General features: G+C 70.2%; 12 protein-coding genes. 9 read left to right on the top strand and 3 right to left on the bottom strand.

The window, feature by feature from the left end:
• The first annotated feature begins 3 nt into the window (after positions 1 to 3).
• The 5 genes from ACIOGX_RS19485 to ACIOGX_RS19505 all read left to right on the top strand — a co-directional run bounded on the left by ACIOGX_RS19485 (position 4) and on the right by ACIOGX_RS19505 (position 7,352).
• A complete protein-coding gene (locus ACIOGX_RS19485) occupies positions 4 to 1,356 on the top strand; it encodes a CapA family protein (protein ID WP_401914668.1) in 1,353 nt (450 codons plus the stop codon).
• Between the two features lie 359 nt (positions 1,357 to 1,715).
• On the top strand, positions 1,716 to 4,031 hold the full coding sequence (locus tag ACIOGX_RS19490; protein WP_356512438.1) for a HAMP domain-containing protein: 2,316 nt from the start codon (positions 1,716 to 1,718) through the stop codon (positions 4,029 to 4,031).
• Between the two features lie 6 nt (positions 4,032 to 4,037).
• Positions 4,038 to 5,762, top strand: coding sequence for a poly-gamma-glutamate synthase PgsB (gene pgsB, locus ACIOGX_RS19495; RefSeq protein ID WP_401914672.1), 1,725 nt, complete (start codon positions 4,038 to 4,040; stop codon positions 5,760 to 5,762).
• A complete protein-coding gene (locus ACIOGX_RS19500; RefSeq protein ID WP_129768578.1) occupies positions 5,759 to 6,241 on the top strand; it encodes a poly-gamma-glutamate biosynthesis protein PgsC/CapC in 483 nt (160 codons plus the stop codon). The genes pgsB and ACIOGX_RS19500 overlap by 4 nt, the downstream gene beginning before the upstream one ends.
• A gap of 28 nt (positions 6,242 to 6,269) precedes the next feature.
• A complete protein-coding gene (locus ACIOGX_RS19505; protein ID WP_129768577.1) occupies positions 6,270 to 7,352 on the top strand; it encodes a C40 family peptidase in 1,083 nt (360 codons plus the stop codon).
• 73 nt (positions 7,353 to 7,425) lie between these two features.
• On the opposite strand, the gene ACIOGX_RS19510 is transcribed toward ACIOGX_RS19505, so the two are convergent.
• Both ACIOGX_RS19510 and ACIOGX_RS19515 read right to left on the bottom strand, forming a co-directional pair.
• A complete protein-coding gene (locus tag ACIOGX_RS19510) occupies positions 7,426 to 9,279 on the bottom strand; it encodes an MFS transporter (RefSeq protein WP_401914675.1) in 1,854 nt (617 codons plus the stop codon).
• A gap of 237 nt (positions 9,280 to 9,516) precedes the next feature.
• On the bottom strand, positions 9,517 to 11,862 hold the full coding sequence (locus tag ACIOGX_RS19515; protein ID WP_401914677.1) for a serine hydrolase: 2,346 nt from the start codon (positions 11,860 to 11,862) through the stop codon (positions 9,517 to 9,519).
• A 171-nt stretch (positions 11,863 to 12,033) separates the two neighbouring features.
• Between ACIOGX_RS19515 and ACIOGX_RS19520 the strand changes: the two genes are divergently transcribed.
• The 4 genes from ACIOGX_RS19520 (at position 12,034) to ACIOGX_RS19535 (ending at position 16,667) form a co-directional block, all read left to right on the top strand.
• Positions 12,034 to 12,777, top strand: coding sequence for a GPP34 family phosphoprotein (locus tag ACIOGX_RS19520; RefSeq protein WP_129768575.1), 744 nt, complete (start codon positions 12,034 to 12,036; stop codon positions 12,775 to 12,777).
• A gap of 474 nt (positions 12,778 to 13,251) precedes the next feature.
• Complete coding sequence (locus ACIOGX_RS19525) at positions 13,252 to 14,109, top strand: helix-turn-helix transcriptional regulator (protein WP_129768574.1); 858 nt, start codon at positions 13,252 to 13,254, stop codon at positions 14,107 to 14,109.
• Between the two features lie 296 nt (positions 14,110 to 14,405).
• The gene (locus ACIOGX_RS19530) at positions 14,406 to 14,615 is read left to right on the top strand and encodes a DUF397 domain-containing protein (protein WP_129768573.1); all 210 of its coding nucleotides are present in this window, start codon (positions 14,406 to 14,408) and stop codon (positions 14,613 to 14,615) included.
• 429 nt (positions 14,616 to 15,044) lie between these two features.
• Positions 15,045 to 16,667 (top strand): sodium:solute symporter family protein, encoded by a 1,623-nt coding sequence (locus ACIOGX_RS19535; RefSeq protein WP_356512430.1) that lies wholly within the window; start codon positions 15,045 to 15,047, stop codon positions 16,665 to 16,667.
• Positions 16,668 to 16,838: 171 nt separating this feature from the next.
• Here the strand turns inward: ACIOGX_RS19535 and ACIOGX_RS19540 are convergent, their stop codons facing one another.
• Positions 16,839 to 17,954, bottom strand: coding sequence for an ADP-ribosylglycohydrolase family protein (locus tag ACIOGX_RS19540; RefSeq protein ID WP_360419201.1), 1,116 nt, complete (start codon positions 17,952 to 17,954; stop codon positions 16,839 to 16,841).
• Between the last annotated feature and the right edge of the window lie 24 nt (positions 17,955 to 17,978).

Genomic DNA, 17,978 nt, shown 5'->3' on the forward strand with positions numbered 1-17,978 from the left:
TATGTGAAACAACCCCTCCCTCTGCTCCGCGGACGACTCCCCCTGCTCCGCGGACGACTCCCCCTGCTCCGCGGACGGCTCTCTCTGCCCCGCGGACGACGTGCCGCCGGCCGTACGGCCCTCCGTACCGCCGCGACAGCCTGTCTCGCCGCCTGCCTCGCCACGGCCGTCGCGGGCTGTTCCGTCCTCGGCTCCGACGACGGGGGCACGGACGCCAAGGGAGGCGGAGGCCCGTCGTTCACGGTCGCCGCGGCCGGTGACGTACTGATCCATCCGCCGTTGACGGATCAGGCGACGAAGGACGCGAAGGCCACGGGAGGCAAGGCCGGGACGCTCGACTTCGCGCCGCTGATGGCCGGGGTGAAGCCGGTGATCAGCAAGGCCGACCTGGCGATCTGCCACATGGAGCCGGTGGTCGCCAAGAAGGGCGGGCCCTACGAGGGGTTCCCGAACTTCCAGGTCCCGCCGGAGATCACCACCACGCTCAAGGACGTCGGCTACGACACCTGCTCGACGGCGTCGAACCACTCGATCGACCACGGCGCCGCCGGCGTGAAGCGCACCCTGGACGCGCTCGACGCGGCCGGTCTGCGCCACACAGGCTCGGCCAGGAGCGAGGACGAGTGGCGCACGCCACTCATCACCGAGGTGAAGGGCGTGAAGGTGGCGCAGCTCTCCTTCGCCTTCGGATTCGGGACCGACGAGGTGCCCGCGGACAAGCCGTGGCTGGTCAACAAGACATCCTTCAAGGAGATCGCGGCGGCCGAGAAGCGGGCCCGCGCGGCGGGTGCGGAGGTGGTCATCCTCAGCATCCACTGGGGGCGTGAGCACCAGAACGCGCCGAGCCCCCCGCAGATGAAGCTGGCCGAGCGCCTCACGAAGGACACCGGCATCGATCTCGTCATCGGCCATCACTCCCATGTCGTGCAGCCGATGGAGAAGGTCAACGACACCTGGGTCGCCTACAGCCTCGGCAATCAGGTCGCCCGGCACGAGGTGCCCAGCGGCCAGTCCGAGGAAGGCGTCATCGGCTGGTTCACCTTCACCAAGCGCGGCGGTACGTGGGACGTGCGGGCGCAGTACGTGCCGACGTTCGTCGACATCCCGCCGGACCCGGAGGACCCCGAGACGCCCGACAAGCTGCCGGACGGCGCGGTCACGGACTACCGGCTGGTGGATGTGGCGCGGGCACTCAGGAACGGCAAGCCGGAGAGCGGCACTCCGGACGAGGGGAAGAAGTACACCGAGGTGCAACTCGCCCGTTACCGGCTGGCCTTCGACCGTACACAAGGCACGATGCTGAACCGCGGTGCGGCGAAGGACGGGCTGACGCCTCTTGAGGAGCCGCCCAACTAGGCTGATTCCGGAGGTTGTTCGGTCTGCCGGGGTTTCGGACGCGGATACCGCGCTCCAACGCCCCGCGGCCCGGAATCCCTACGGTGCGAGGCACCCTGACGGCAGCATCCGGCCGCTGGTTCCGCATGTCCGGTACGTAACATCTGTAATACAGATCACACGCGCGACTGTCTGATTTTGCACAACCATTCGACAGCGCGACCGGTCCTAATTTCGCGCGTGGGACGCGTGGGAACGGTGGGGGAAATCCCCCCGTCCCCCTCCTTCCCCCACACGCCCGTCTTTATCCGCTTCATCCGCCTGCGCGCACGGACGCGCGCGCTACGGCGCTGCCCGCACCACGCTGAGAGAGGTACCCCATGGCCGTTTCGTCTGCGAAGCGGCGGCACAAGGTCCGCAGACGGGCCGACATGTCGCTCCTGGGCGGCATACGCCCACCGATCGCGGTCCTCTCGGCACTGCTGCTCGCGCTGGCCGGCCTCACGGCCCTGGGCTTCGGCAAGCCGGAGAACGAGGCGCTCCCCAAGGCGGTCCGGATCTCCCAGCAGCACTTCGCCGAGGACGGCGCCATCGCGCTGCGGGCTTCGCTGGACGAGTCGATCACGGACCTCAGCCGGACGGCGGCCCTGTTCAACGCGGGCGACCCCGTCTCCGCCGACACCGTCCTCGACAAGCTCGGCAGCGTCTACCAGAAGTGGCGCGGCTCGGCCATCGTCGAGATCAAGTCCGGCAAGCTGCTCGCCGCGCGCGGTGAGAACGTGCCGCTCCTCGCGGTCGACCGGAAGAAACTGTCCGACGAGAACGGGCTCGCCCCCCGGATGGTGCGGCTGAAGAACGGCGAGACCCGGCTGCTCACCTTCGCGCTGCTGTCGTGGGAAGGCCGGCCGCAGCAGCTGCTGGTCACCTCGAACAGCCTGAAGGTCCCCGGTATCAGCCTCGGCAAGTTCCGGGTGATCGCCGTGGTCGACGCGGGCGGCTCGATCCTCAGCAGCGACGGTCTCCAGGTCCCCGAGGAGACCGACTCCGAGGGCATCAAGGACGAGCTGAAGCAGACCGAGAAGCAGCTCAAGGAGTTCGCGAAGCTCGCCGCGCAGAAGTCCGGCCAGAACCCGCAGACGACCAAGGAGCCGGGCTCCGGCGGCTTCCTCGGCGTCAGCGGGACGATGACGGGCTCCCGGATCACCGACGAGCGCACGGTCGCCGGGTACGCGACGCTCGCGGCGCCCGAGGCGGGCGAGAGCACCGACGCGACCGGCCTCGGTCTCTCCGTGGTCACGCAGGTCGCCGTCCCGGAGAACACCAGCCGGGTGAACGACCCGCTGTTCGGCCTGCTGTCCGCCGCCGCGCTGATCGTCATCGGGGCGCTCGCGGTGGCCCTGCTGCTCGGTACGGTCCAGCGCCCGCTGCTCCGGCTCTTCCTGGAGAGCCGCCGCCTCACCCGCGGCGATCTCACCCGGCCTGTGACCGTGCCCCGGTTCGGCGAGACGCGACGCATCGGGGACGCGCTGGAACAGCTGCGGCTCCAGCTGCTCGGCGCCCCCGCGCCCGGCGCGGGCCCGGCCACGGACAAGGGCACCGGAACCGGTGGCTCCAAGCGGCGCGGGCGGCGCGTCGGCACCCGCGCCCTGCTGGCCGGCGGCGGGATCCTGCTGCTGATCTGGTCCGCCCCGATGATGCTGCTGCTCAACCGCGCCGGGGACACCGCCGTCGTACCGCAGCAGCTCGTCAACGACCAGCGCGACCGTACCGACACCGTCACCGACCGGGTGCGCCGCGCCCTCAACGAGGGCCACGCGGACCTGCTGTCCGTCGCCACCCTCATCGGCGACCAGACCGCACCCGCGGACATGGCGAAGGTCCTCGAACGCACCAGGACCGAGCACCCGCGCTACCGCTCGCTGTACGTGCTCTCCGCCGACGGCTCGGTCCTCGCCAAGGCGGGCGACGACCCGCAGCACCCCGGCGGCAAGCGCACCAGCACCGACCCGATCGGCATTCTCAACACCGACGCCAAGGAACCGCAGGTCGCCGGATACGCCGAGCTGCCCGGCCGCGACGGCGCCTCGGTGGTCGGCGAGTTCCGCGTCGACTTCCTCAACTCGCTCCTCAAGCGGCCCGGTCTCGGCCAGATACGGATCGTCGACGCCGAGCGCAGGACCGTGGGCTCCAACACCGGCTACCGCGCGTTCCAGAAACTGCCCTCCAGCAGGCTCGACTCCCTCGTCGAGGCCACCGGCCAGAAGGTCGGCCTCAGCACACGCCCCAGCGGAGTCCTCTTCCGTGACAGCGACGGCATCCAGATCGCCGCGGCGGCCCCCTTCGCCGGCGGCGGAGCGGCCAAATCGCTCGGCTGGACCGTCGTCAGCTGGCAGCCCGCCTCCGCCCTCGCCATCCCCGAGTACAGCGCACAGAACCGCACCGTCCTCGCCGGCCTGCTCGGAGTCACCGCCGCCGCCGCCTGCCTCGGCTGGCTGCACATCGTCGTCGTACGCCCCCTGCGCGAACTCGCCAAGCAGGCCGAGACGCTGGCCGACGGCGACCGCCGCACCGTCCTCTACCCGCGCCACCACGACGAGGTCGGGGCCATCGCACGCTCCCTGGAACTGCTGCGCCAGCAGCTCCAGGAGCAGCGCAGGCGCGAAGGCGCGCCGCCGGCCCTCGCCGAAAGGATCTGACCGACCGTGCTCTTCCTCTATTTCGTGCTGCTCGTGTGCAGCGCGATCCTGCTGGTCGCCGGACTCGTCGAACAGCGACGGCACTTCACCAACCTGAACCGCATCCCCACCCGGGTGCTGGTCAACGGCATCCGCGGCAAGTCCTCCATCACCCGGCTGTGCGCGGGCGCGCTGCGCGGCGGCGATCTGGTCACGGTCGCCAAGACCACCGGTACGGCGGCCCGCTTCATCCACCCGGACGCGACCGAGGAGCCCGTCTACCGCAAGTTCGGCATCGCCAATGTGGTGGAGCAGATCGGTATCGTGCGCCGGGCCGCCGCGTACAACCCCAACGCGCTGGTGATCGAGTGCATGGCCGTCATGCCGGCGCTCCAGGAGATCAACCAGTCGAAGCTGATCCGGTCCACGATCGGTGTGCTGTGCAACGTACGTGAGGACCATCTCGCCGAGATGGGCCCGACCCTCGACGACGTGGCGCGCTCGCTCTCCCGCTCCATGCCGGAGGACGGCATCTGTGTCACCGCGGAGAAGGACCGGTTCGCGATCCTCCAGGAGGAGGCCGACGCGCGGAACTGCCAGCTGATCTACGCGGACCCGGAGACGGTCTCCGACGAGGAGCTGCGCGGCTTCAGCTGGTTCACGTTCAAGGAGAACGTGGCCATCGCGCTGAAGGTCGCCGAGTTGCTGGGCGTGGAGCGCGAGACCGCGCTCCAGGGGATGTACGACGCGCCGCCGGACCCGGGTGTCCTCTCCGTGGAGCGCTACCTCACGCCGGACGCCAAGCGGCTGCGGTTCGCGAACGTCTTCGCGGCGAACGACCCCGAGTCGACGCTGATGAACATCAACCAGCTGCTCGACCTGGGCGCGATCAACCGTCCGCTCCACGTGGTCATCAACTGCCGTCCCGACCGCGTCGAGCGCAACGGCCAGATGGGCGAGATCATCCCCGAGCTCCAGCCGGAGAAGGTCTTCGTCATCGGCCACCCGGCCAAGAGCGCCATCGACGCGATCCCGGCCGAATGGCGCTCGCGCGCGGTCGACCTGGGCGGCGACAAGCGTGACCCCGAGGAGTTCATGCACGAGCTGCTCGGCATGCTCGGGCCCGACTCCTCGCTGGTCGCGATCGGCAACATCCACGGCCAGGGCGAGCTGCTGCTCGAACACCTCGCGGAGCTGCCGCCGGACGAGACACCGGACCCGGAGGACGGGCCCACCGACCCGCCCGCCCCCGTACGGACGGCGGAGCCCCACATCCCGGCACAGGCACAGAAGCCGGGGCAGACACAGGGGCAGACACAGGACCAGGGGCAGGCGTCGGACACCGTCGCCATCCCGGTCGTCAACGCCGACGCCGCCGCCCCCGAGACCACCCCGCAGCAGCCCCAGCAGCAGCACCCGCGTCACGACGAGACGGTGGCACTGGCCCGCTACGCGCCGCGCCTCGACCCGTTCCAGCCCTACCCGGAGGCGTACGAGCAGCGCTACCAGCAGCGTCCCGCCGCCGGACCGCCGCGCGAGCGCGGCCTGTTCGAACCGGTCCAGATGCCGGAGCAGGCACAGGGCCGGCAGCAGGAGCCGTACGACTCCGGCGATCCCGCGCGGGACGACTCCGCGCACCCCGCGCCCCACCAGCAGCCGCACCACCCCGAGCAGCCGCAGCACCCGAACGCCCCGCACACCCCGAACCCCTCGCACTCCGTGGCGCCGCAGAACCCAGGAGAACCCCGTTGATCCCCGCAGTCCTCACCCCCGAGATCGCCGCGATCGGCATCGGCCTGGGCCTGATGTTCTCCCTGATCTGCTATCTCACGACCAACCTCTCCCCCGGCGGCATGATCACGCCGGGCTGGCTGGCGCTGACCCTCGTCGAGGACCTCCAGCGCGCCGCCATGGTCGTCGGCGTGACCGTACTGACGTACGTGACCACGCTGCTCGTCCAGCGCTTCGTGATCCTCTACGGAAAGCGCCTGTTCTCCGCGGTCGTCATGATCGGTGTGCTCCTCCAGGGCACCGTGATGATCGTGCTCTCGCTCGAATTCCCTCTCCTGTACGCGAACCAGACGCTCGGCTTCATCGTCCCGGGTCTGATCGCCTACCAGCTCGTACGTCAGCCCAAGGGCGCGACCATCCTCGCCACCGGCACGGTCACGCTCACGGCCTATGTAGTCCTCACCGCCGGCATCCTGCTCGGCGCCCTGCCGTCAGCCTGACCAGCCCATCCACGGGAGCCGAATCGTCATGAGTGCCAAGTCCAAGAAGCGGGGCCGTCCGGTCCTGCATGCCGCGACGGTCCTCGCGCTGCTGGCCGGCAGCGCCTATCTCACCGTTGAACTCCGCAAGGACGAGCAGGCGAAGGCGCCCGCCGTCCAGGCCATCACCGACATCCCGGCGCTGACGTCCGGGAACGGGAGCACGGCCGGCGAGCAGACCTGGGAGCGGCTGAAGAACCCGGAGCGCTCGGTGCTGCGCAGCGGGGACGGCGACATCCTCGCCACCTTCACCGACGACGCGCGTACCGCGACCCTGACCGGCCCCAGCCGTACCTTCGACGAGCCGACGAACACCAAGACCCGGGTGGTCACCGAGAACTGGGTGCGGCTGATGCCGGAGGCGTGGAAGAAGGGCGCCGAGAAGGAGAAGTGGTTCAAGGACTGGTTCAAGGAGTACTACGGCAGCGAGGAGGACGACCTCTTCGCGTTCGCCTTCCAGTACGTCGAGGGCGCGCCCATCAAGAAGGACGACGAGGGCGTTCCGTACGCGGGCGACGCCGCCTTCGGGCCGGTCAACCCGGAGGGCAGCGAGGGCAACGACTACCGCCTCGAACAGTCCGACTTCTACGACTACCTCGGCATCCCGTACACCTTCCGTGACGGCACCACCAAGCAGCCGCAGTCGGCGCGTTACCGCGCGATCGACTGCTCGGGCTTCATCCGGACCGTGTTCGGCTACCGGGGCCGCTACCCGCTGATGGTCTCCGACGTCGCCGGCGACGGACTGCCGCGCACCGCCAACGGCATGGCGCGCTCCGACGCGGGCGTCGACGTCATCAAGCTGTCGGGGCCCGAGCCGCGCTACGAACGGCCGAAGTCCATCAGCGTGCTCCAACCCGGCGACCTGGTCTTCTTCAAGCTCGACGCGCGGACCAAGAACCGTCTGGACCACGTCGGGATGTACATGGGCAACGACACGGACGGGCACCAGATCTTCGTGTCCAGCCGCGAAGAGGTCAACGGCCCGACGATCGGCGACAAGGGCGGTACGTCGCGCCTGGACGGCAACGGGTACTACGCCGCGACGCTGCGCAGCGCCAAGCGCCTCTGAGGACGAGCGCGGGGTCCGTCCGGCCTTGGGGCCCTGACGGGACGGACGGCCCCCCGGCCGGTCGCACGCCGGTTCAGCGCAGCTCCTCCGGGCAGCCGGTCCCGCGCGGCAGCTGGTACGGCGCGGCCAGCCGGTAGACGCCGGGGCGCGGCGCCAGCAGCTCCGTCCACTCGTCGCCCTCCACGTTCGTCTCGGCCTTCAGCAGACACCCGTTGGGGTTCGTGTAGACCTTGGGCCCGTCCTTGTCCGCCTTGGACGCCGGGGTCTCCTCCGGGGGCGGCACGCTCTTGCCCTCCGCGTCGACGAGGCCGAGCCACGGCGAGTACGGGATCCGGATCAGCACCCGTCCCGCCGACTTCACATGGATCGTCAGCTCGCCCGCGCCCGCGCGGTCCACGGTGGCCGGCGGATCGGCCAGCGGCATCGGGTCCTTGACGGCGAAGAGCTGCCAGTTGGAGTCGCCCCAGACGTGCTGCAGATAGGGCAGCCCCTTCTGGACGAGTTCGGCCTCGAGACCCGCGCCCGAGTCGGGCTTGCCCTTGGGCAGCACCACGTAGTGCACGGCCCAGCGGTCCAGCCAGCCGCGGTAGCTCTCGGCGGTCAGGGTGTCGTCGTAGAAGAGCGGGTTGCGTTCCATGTCCGCCTGGCGGTTCCAGCCGCGGGCGAGATTGACGTACGGGGCGAGCGCCGAGGCCTCGCGGTGGCTCCTGGCGGGGACGACCTCGACCCGGCCCTTCTCCGCGCCGGTCAGCTGCAACTGGTTGACCAGCGGCGCCAGTTCACGCGTCCAGGACGCGGTGGGCGCCGTTCGCACCATGTCGTCGACGCCCTTGAACCCTATCCAGACGTTGAGCCCGGCGAAGGCGACCACCAGCGCGTACCAGCGGCGTGACCGGGGGGCCGTGTACGGCAGGGCCGCGAGCAGCACCACGCCCGCGATGACCATCGCGAACCGGGACACATTGGACCCGATCTGCGAATCGATCACATAGGTCAGCAGCACCCCGACGCCGTAGACCGCCGCGGCGACCCGGACCGTACGCCACGCCCTGGGGACGAGGACGAACACGAGCACCGCGAAGAGGAAGGGCAGCGAGGCCGTCCCCACCGACATCGGCTGCGTCCCGGAGAACGGGAACAGCCAGGAGGAGAGCGCCACCACGGCGGCCGGCGCGAGACCGAGCGCGTACGCCCCGGGGCGCCGCTTGTTGAGGAACAGCGCCGCCGCGACGACCCCGAGGAACAGCCCGGCCACCGGGCTCGCCGCGGTCGCGAGACCGGCGAGCGGCGCGGCGGCGATCGCCTTGGCCCAGCGCTTGGTCCGCCAGCGGTACGGCCAGCAGAACACCGCCGCGACCGCGCCGAGCGCGAACATCATGCCGAGGCCGAAGGTCACCCGCCCCGACAGGGCGTTGCAGAGGAACGCGAAGACCCCGGCGAGCGAGCAGGCCACCGGGTTACGGACGGCCCGCACCCGGACGAGGATCAGTGAGGTGAGGGCGGCGGAGACGGTCCCGGCGATCATCATCGTCGTACGGACGCCGAGGACGGACATCAGATAGGGCGAGACCACGCTGTACGAGACCGGGTGCATCCCGCCGTACCAGGCGAGGTTGTACGCGGAGTCCGGGTGCCGGCCGACGAACTCGGCCCAGGCGTCCTGCGCGGCGATGTCGCCGCCGCTGTTGGCGAAGAAGAGGAACCACACCACGTGCGTGAGGGCGGCGACTGCGGTGGTGAGGAGAACGGGATGCCGGGACACCCACCGTCTGGGGGCCGCCCACCGCCGGGGACCTTCGGGCGGCTCGCCGCCACCGCGCTGCGCGGGCAGTCGTATTCGTGGCCGGGCGGTGTCCCGCCGGTCGGCAGAGGTGACGCCGCCGGGCGGGGCGGCGCCGTCGGCCTGCGTCGGCTCAGTGGTGGTCACTACGGCTCTCCACGTCTTTCCGTCTCACCGTTGTCCCACCCGGTGTGCCGACCCCCGACATGCTGCGAGACGCCGTCCCCGCGTCCGGCGGTTGCCCGGACGGCCGGCCGAGCGGGTGCCTCATGCAGATGTCCGTTTCGGGACGCTAACACGTGACGGCGGCCGGGGAGGACGCCATTTCCGGCGCCTTCCCCGGCCGCCAGGCCCCGGGGGCCTGTCCGACGTGTGGCCGGCGGGTCAGCCGACCCGGGTGAGCTTCGCGCCGAAGCCCGGTTCCGCCAGCTCTCCCTGGAGCGCCACGGGCGCGGAGACCTTGCCCGCCCCGGTGCCGACGGTGACCTCCCCGACGACCGTGCCGGAGGCGGCCGTGTGCGGCACCGTCTCCTTGCCCGCGCCGAGGTGGAGCTTCACCTGGAGGCCCGCCCAGCCGACCGCCTTCAGGTCCTTGGTGGAGACCACCGGGGTCCGGCCGCCGAGGCCGTCGTCCACGTACCCGACGACATCGCCCTTCTTGACGACCGTGGCGGAGGTGACGCCGTCCTGGGCGGCCTTGATCAGCTTGAGGCTGTTCTGGATCGACAGCTCCAGCTTGTCCCAGAGCTTCACGCCCTCCTGGGCGCCCATGACCGTACCGATGATCCGGCGGTTCTGGCCGTCGACGATCGTGTCGGCGGACCACAGCAGATTGCCGCCGGCCGGGGTGGACGAGCCGGTCTTGATCCCGCTCACGCCGGGTTCGAGCAGGATCGAGTTGTTGTTGATGATCAGGTTGTCGATGCCCGGGATCCTGACCTGGGGCAGATTCACGATCTCGCGGAAGACATCGTTCTGCATGACCGCCTTGCCCAGCTTCATCTGGTCGGCGGCGGTGGACACGGTGGTGGACTCGAGACCGCTCGGGTCCGTGTACGTCGTGTTCGTCATGCCGAGGTCCTTGGCGGCGGCGTTCATCTTCTCGACGAACGCCGGCTCCGACTTCGCGTCCCAACGGGCCAGCAGCCGGGCCGCGTTGTTCCCCGACGGGATCATCAGCAGCTGGAGCATCTGCTTCTGGGTGTACCGCTGCCCTTCCTTTATGGGCGCGGTCGACTCGTCGGGGCGGTTGGCCTCCTCACCCGCCTTCTTGTCGACCTCGATCTCCGGGCCCACCTGCTCGCCCTTGATCGGGTGGTCCCGGAGGATCACGTACGCGGTCATCACCTTCGCCACGCTCGCGATCGGAGCGGGCTTCTGCTCCCCGTACATGCCGATCGTGCCGACGCCCTCGACCTCGACGCCGCCCTGCCCTTCGCCGGGCCACGGCATGTCGAGCTTGCCGCCCTCGAAGGTGAACGTGGGGTCGGCGGAGAGTGCCAGCGTGGGCGCCGGGAGCGGCCGTACGGCCTGCACGATCCCCAGGACGACCAGGAGGAGCAGGGCGAAGGGCGTGTAGATCTTGACCCGCCGGACGGCCGTGCGGACCGGAGTCTCGGGCGGGGCGGGCTTGTTCGTCAGCTCGGCCAGCAGATCGAGCGGCGGCATCGGCGGCATCGGCTGCTGCCGGGTCCGCTCGGCCGCCTCGGGGAGCGCGGTGGGCGCGGCCGGGGACGGCGACGGGTACGACGACCGGGGCGGAGTCGCGGCGGCGGGCGGCGTGTCGTCCCGGCGCAGCGGTACGAACGTGCTGGTCCGCTCGGCGGCCGACTCGGCCTTCTCGGCGGGCTTTTCAGCGGGCTTCCCGTCGGCGGCCTTCTCTGCGGCCTTGGCCTTCTCCTCGCGCTTCCCGGGCACCGTGAGCGTGGTGGTGGGCTGATCGACGGCGGGCCGGGGCAGCGCCCTGAAGACGGCCGTGGGCTGGTCGACGGGCTCCGAGTCGGCGGAGGGCCCGTCGGTGCCGGAGCCGGTACCGGAGTCCTTGGAGCCGGCCTCCGGGGCCTTCTTGGCGCCGTCCTTGGCGTCGGCCTTGGTGTCCGTCGTGACGTCTTCCTCGGCGGGCGTGGCCCAGGAGGGGACCGTGCCGCCCTTGCCCCCCTTGACGGGTTCGCCCGATGCGTCGGACTGGCCGCCCTTGTCGTCCTTGTCGGTCTTCGGCGCACCAGTGCCGGTATCCGGTTCGGTGTCCGTGTCCACGTCCGCACCGGCGTCCGCGTCGGCACCCGTATCGGCACTCGTATCGGCACCCGCGTCGGCGGACGCGGGCTTCCCCGGGCCGTCGCCCTTCGAGGCTCCGGAGCCGGCGTCAGCGCTCTCCGCCTCACCCTCCGCGTCGCGCTCGCTCCCGCTCCCGCCCTCCGCCTTCGCGGGCTCGGCCTTCCGCGGCTGCGGGGCCGGAGCAATGCGCCGACCGTCCGATTCGCGTGCGTCCTCGGCCGCCTCGGACTCCGTGGACTCCTCTGTGCGATTTGCGATCGCGACCTTCGTCGACACCGCCGAGCCGGAGTCATCGCGCTCCGCCCGCCCTGCCGCGTCCGCCGCCCCTGTCGCCGGTTCGCGGAAGACCGCGAGCCGCGGGTCCCGCTCTCCCGGAGCCGTCTCCCCCGATGACTTCCGCTGATCCGACTTGCCGGGGGACTCGCCCGCCACCGTGTCTCCTTCATGTCTCATCCGACGTACCGCACTGTCCGAAGCATCTATCAGTGTCCTGCTCTGAGACCTCGGCCAACGTGCTAGACGAGAACGACATACATAACGGTTCCCGCACAAAGCACCCAGGCACCCTCGACAGACCAATGTGAGAGGGGTCACCCTGTCATTCATCCACGCGGGGAGGCATGGATGGGCAGGAGCCGCAGAACAATTCCGGAGGAGCTTCTGTTGCTCGCTCTGGACCCGGCCACGGGTACCACAGCGCAGCCGCAGTCGCTCGACCTCGGCCTGGCCGGAGCACAGCTAGTGGAGCTGGCTCTGGCAGGACGGATAGCCCCTGACGGGGATCGTATCGCCGTGGTGATGCCACGGCCGACCGGAGATCCGACTCTGGACTCCGCACTGGAGCTGCTGCGCAGACGCGGCAGCCCGGTCCGGGCCGTCCACTGGATTGGCGGGCCCCGACTGGGGCTGCGCCAGACCTATCTCTCGCATCTGGAGCGATGCGGCATGGTGCATGCCGTGGCGGGCCAGATGTGCGGAGTGCTGCCGACGACTCGCTACCAGGCGACGGAGACGGCGATCAGCCGGGAGATCAGGACCCGGCTGGACAGTGCGATCCGCACCGGCGTACCGCCGGACCCGCGGACCGCGGCGCTCGCCGCGCTGGCCCACGCGGTCGGACTCGGCAAGCACCTGTATCCCGGTAACGAGGGGCGTTCGTCGCGCTCCCGGCTCCGGGACCTGATCAGACATGACCCCATGGGCGGTCTCGTCGCGCACGCCGTGATGGACGTCCAGAACGGCGTGGGCGCACAGCCGCGCCGTAATCCCGCCCAGGGCGCCCCCAGCGCCCCGGGCGGCGGACGGCCCCCAGGGGCTGTGCCGATGCAGCCGCACCACGGCGGCATGGCCCGCGTTCCGGCGCACTGAACGACCCGTGACACCCGCACGACCCGCGACACCCGCATGACCCCGAACACCCGCAGCACGCGCGGGAACCGCGGGAAGCGTCACCACAGCAGTCCGCCGCACCGACGTCCCCAGAGCCGGTTCGGGAGCCGCACACAACGCGCGGGGCGGTCAGACCACACCAGTCTGACCGCCCCGCGCGTCGCGCGTTGGCCCCCTGATGGCCTTCGTACGGCTCCCTGACGGCCCCCTGACGGCCCGGGGCGGGCCCCTGACGGCCCGTGGGCGGGGACGGCGGGGGGAGAGGGGCCATCAGGGCGCCCGAGGCGGACAGGAGTCCGTCCCGGCGCGAGGGCGCTCGCACCGGCGCGCGGAGGAACCGCGCAGACCGGGCCCCATGGCCTCTGTGGCCATTTTCCAGCGCAGTCACGGCATTTGGTGGCAGTCTGCTGAGCAGTAGATACGTACAGCTACGCAGCCGGAGGTGCAGTTTCCGTGGCGTCCAACGTCAATCCCACCGTCAGGCGACGCCGATTGGGCCAGGAGTTGCGCCGGCTTCGCGAGCTGAAGGGCATGACGGCCGAGGAGGTGGCGGAGCGCCTGCTGGTCTCCCAGTCGAAGATCAGCCGTCTGGAGAACGGCCGCCGTTCCATCAGCCAGCGCGATGTCCGTGACCTCTGCGGGGTGTACGAGGTCGAGGACCAGCGCATCGTGGACTCGCTGATGCAAATGGCCAAGGACTCCCGCCAGCAGGGCTGGTGGCACGCCTTCGGCGACATCCCGTACAGCGTCTACATCGGTCTGGAGACGGACGCGGCGTCGCTGCGCGTGTACGAGCCCCAGGTCGTCCCCGGACTGCTCCAGACCCGGCCGTACGCGGAGGCGCTCATCAACGGCGCGCTGCCCGAATCCCCCGTGCTCGACGTGGAGAAGCGCGTTGGGGTCCGGCTGCGGCGGCAGGACCGTATCAACACGCCCGACGATCCGCTGCGGCTGTGGGCGGTGGTGGACGAGGCGGCGCTGCGCCGTCGCGTCGGCGACCGGCAGCTGATGCGCGAGCAGTTGGAGCACCTCGTCGAGCAGTCGCAGCTCCCGCATGTGACGGTGCAGGTGCTGCCCTTCGACATGGGCGCGCATCCCGGGATCACCGGGCACTACGCGATTCTCGAATTCCCGGACGCGTCGGACTCCAGCGTGGTCTACATCGAGGGCGTGACGAGCGACCTTTATCTGGAGAAGGCGAATGACGTACAGCGCTACAGCGTGATGTACGAGCATTTGCGGGCACAGGCGCTGAATGCCGATCAGACCCGGCAGTTCATCGCGGATATCGCCAAGGAATACGCCCGCTAGCGGATCTTCGAGCCGTATACCGGCCGCCCGGCCCCGAGGACGGCCGCCGGCGGCCGGTCGGCCGCTCCGGCCTGGGCCCACCACCAAGGCATTTGCGCGGAATGTCGAGTACGCCGATTTTTCCGGCCAGAGGGAGGGGAAGGTACACCTCCGCTACCCGGATGCGGAAGACCCGCCGGGCATAAGCCATCAGGACGAGTGAACGCCCGTCCCGCCCTTGGAGTGGGGCTAGTAGCGTCGATCATGCCAGCAGGAAGTTGGCGCTATTTCACACCCATTGCGGAACCGGAGCGAACATGGCAATTCTTCAGGGCGCTACGGACACGTGGACCAAGTCCTCGTACTCCGGCGGAAACGGCGCGTGCGTTGAGGTCAAGTCCCCCGTCGTCCAGACCATTGCCGTCCGGGATTCGAAGGCTCCCGAAGGGCCCTCGATCTCCTTCGTCCCCACCTCATGGAATGCCTTCGTACAGGAAATGAACAAGGGCGCTTTCGACCTCGGCTGAGGCCATTCGGCACCCTGCACCCGCATCACGGAAAGAGCCCTCTCGACCGGTCCGCCGTCCTGGCCGAGGGGGCTCGGCCATGCCCGGCGTCCGTGTCCCCTCTGTACGTCTTCCGTTCCCCCACTCCCTCTCCCGGCCGCATGGGACCCGCATCCCCTGCGGTCATGTCGTTGTGACCGAAGCCTGACGAAGTGCTCGCTCATCGTGTGGGCGCCGTCACGGTCCCGACAACGCCCCGGTAGGTCAAGAACACGTAAAATCGTTCGGCTTTCTGACTTGAGTTCACATCTATGACCGAGAAGCCCTTGACCAGCCGCCGCGCCAGGCGGTTCAATCCCCAAAGTCCCCGCTCCCGCACGGGGAAGCGCCGACCGGACGAACTGACGAAGAGCACTCGACGTTCACAAGGCGGACCCCTGGAGGGGGCACATGAACAGCCTCGACTGGATCGTGCTCATCGCATACTTCGGTGTGATGGTCGCGATCGGCCTCTGGTCGCACAAGCGCGTGGACAACGTCAGCGACTTCTTCACCGCCGGCGGCAAGATGCCCTGGTGGCTTTCCGGTATCTCGCACCACATGTCCGGTTACAGCGCGGTGATGTTCACGGGGTACGCGGGCATCGCCTATATCTACGGTGTCACCTCGTTCGTGACCTGGTCCCTGCCGATCGCCATCGGCATCGGCATCGGGGCCAAGCTGTTCGCGCCCCGGCTCAACCGGCTGCGCTCCCGGCTCCATGTCGCGTCGCCGCTCGAATACCTCAAGAACCGCTACGACCTGAAGACACAGCAGGCGCTCGCCTGGTCGGGGCTGCTGCTGAAGATCGTGGACGTGGGCGCCAAGTGGGCGGCCATCGCCACCCTGCTCTCCATCTTCACCGGGATGTCGCTGAACCAGGGCATCCTCATCACCGGTGTCATCACCGGCATCTACTGCACCGTCGGCGGTCTGTGGGCCGATGCCCTCACGGAGCTGGGCCAGTTCATCATCCAGCTCTTCGCCGGGATCGCGATGCTCGTCGCCGTCATGGGCAAGCTCGGCGGCTTCAGCGCGCTGTGGACGGTCTGGGACAAGCTCCCCGAGGGGCACGCCAACCCGACGGCCGGGCCGTACACCGTGACGTTCCTGCTGGCCTTCCTCTTCATCAAGATGTTCGAGTACAACGGCGGCATGTGGAACCAGGCCCAGCGCTACATGGCGACGGCCAACGCCCGGGAGGCGACCCGCTCGGCCCGGCTCTCCGCCATCCTCTGGCTCGTCTGGCCGCTGGTCCTCTTCTTCCCGATGTGGTGCGCGCCGCTGCTCGTCGACGCGCAGAAGCCGGACGCGTCCGACTCGTACGCCCTGATGACCGAACAGCTGCTGCCGCACGGTCTGCTGGGCCTGGTCATCGTCGGCTTCTTCTCGCACACCATGGCCATGTGCTCCTCGGACGCCAACGCCATCGCGGCGGTCTTCACGCGGGACATCGCGCCCGTCGTCTCGAAGGCGGCGCGCCACTGGTCGGAGCGGGCGGGGCTGATGGCGGCGCGGCTGTCGACGATCGCGTTCCTCGCGCTGTCGATGGCGATCGCCACGCAGGTCAACTCGCCGACGTTCAAGGACATCATCACCGTCGTGATCAAGTGGGTGGCCGGGCTGATGGGCCCGATCGCGATCCCGTTCATGCTCGGTCTGCTCAAGCCGTTCCGCAGGTCGGGGCCGACCGCGGCGCTGGTCAGCTGGGCGCTGGGGCTGCTGGCCTTCTGGCTGGTCAACTACCCGATCAACTGGAGCGTCGAGGGCGGTGTGCCCCTCCAGTACCAGGTCTCCATCCCGCTCGCGGTCTCGCTGGTGCTCTACATCGCGATCGGTTTCCTGAAGCCGGAGGAGTCTCCCGACATCGATGTGCTGCTGGCCCGGATCAACGGGGAGGGCGACGGCGACGGTTCGGGTCTGACCGCGGCCTCGCTGCGGGTGCCCGCGCCCGCGGCGCCGGGTGACGCGAAGACGGCGGAACCGACGGGGACATCGGAGACGACGACCGACAAGAAGGGCTCGGACGGCTGAGCAGGCCGCCGGAGCCTCTCCGGCGCCTCCGACACGTCCGGCACCTCCGACTCCACTGGCACCACTGACACAACTGGCACAACTGACACCGCTGAGACCTGTGCGGCGGGTGCGGGCGTACGTACGCCCGCACCCGCCGCACCGTCGCGCGAGGCCCCGGCGCGGGCCGCCTCAGCCGCGCGGATACCGGACCAGCCAGGCCGAGGCCGCGGCCCCCGGGCTGTGCAGCGCCGGGCCCTGGGTCATCTCCATCGCGAAGTCGTCGGCGATCTCCAGCAGGGTGGGCCGGCCCTCCAGCTCCGCCAGCCAGGCGGGCGGCAGGGCCGTCTCCCCGTGGAGCGCGCCGAGCAGGGCGCCGCAGAGCGTGCCGGTCGCCGCCGAGGGGCCGTCGTGGCTGACGGCCAGGCGCAGCCCCTGGCGGATGTCCTCGGCGACCAGCGCGCAGTAGACGGCGACGGCGAGCGCCGATTCCGCGGTACGTCCCTCGCCGAGCGCGGCGATCCGTTCCGGGCCCGGAATCCCCTGCCGTACGGCGCCGAGCGCCTGTTGGAGGGCGTCCGAGACGGGCTGGTGCCCCGGGCGCGGGGTGAGCTGGGTGAGGGCGCGCTGCACGCCCGCGTCCAGCGTCTCGCCGCGCGCCAGGGCGTGCACGATCACCGCGAAGGCACCCGCCGACAGATACGCGCCCGGGGAGCCGTGCGTCTGGACGGCGCACTCCACGGCGAGCTGGCACACCAACTGCGGCTCCCAGCCCACGAGCAGGCCGAACGGCGCGGACCGTACGAGGGCGCCCGAGTCGCGCGCGATGGTGTTCTTGGGCTTGTCGAGCGTGCCCATGATGGTGTCGCCGAGCCCGGTGAGACAGGAGATGGTCGGGTCGCGGCGCGCGTACAGCCACTCCTCCTGGGCGAGCCAGCCGGCGTCCTTGCGGCGCAGGTCCGGCCCCCAGTCCCGCTGGGTCGCCGCCCATCGCAGATGCGCGCGGTGCACATCGGTGGGCGGATGCCAGGCGCCGGTGTCCCTGCGGACCTGCGCGCGGATCAGCCCGTCGACGGTGAACAGGGTCAGCTGCGTGGCCGCGCTCACCGCGCCGCGGCGGCCGAAGGCGGGCACGAAGTCGTTCACGGCGCCCTCCCCGTGGGCGGCCCTGATCTCGTCGAGCGTGAGCGCGGAGACCCCGGCCCCGAGCGCGTCCCCGAGGGCACCGCCGAGCAGGCAGCCCCGCACCCGGCTGCGGAAATCCTGCTGTTCGGCACGGCCCCAGATGGCCCCGGACGGTGTGCTCACGCGCCCCTCCCTCCCCTGTGCCTC

This window comes from Streptomyces sp. NPDC088147, from assembly GCF_044741565.1.
Taxonomy (GTDB): domain Bacteria; phylum Actinomycetota; class Actinomycetes; order Streptomycetales; family Streptomycetaceae; genus Streptomyces.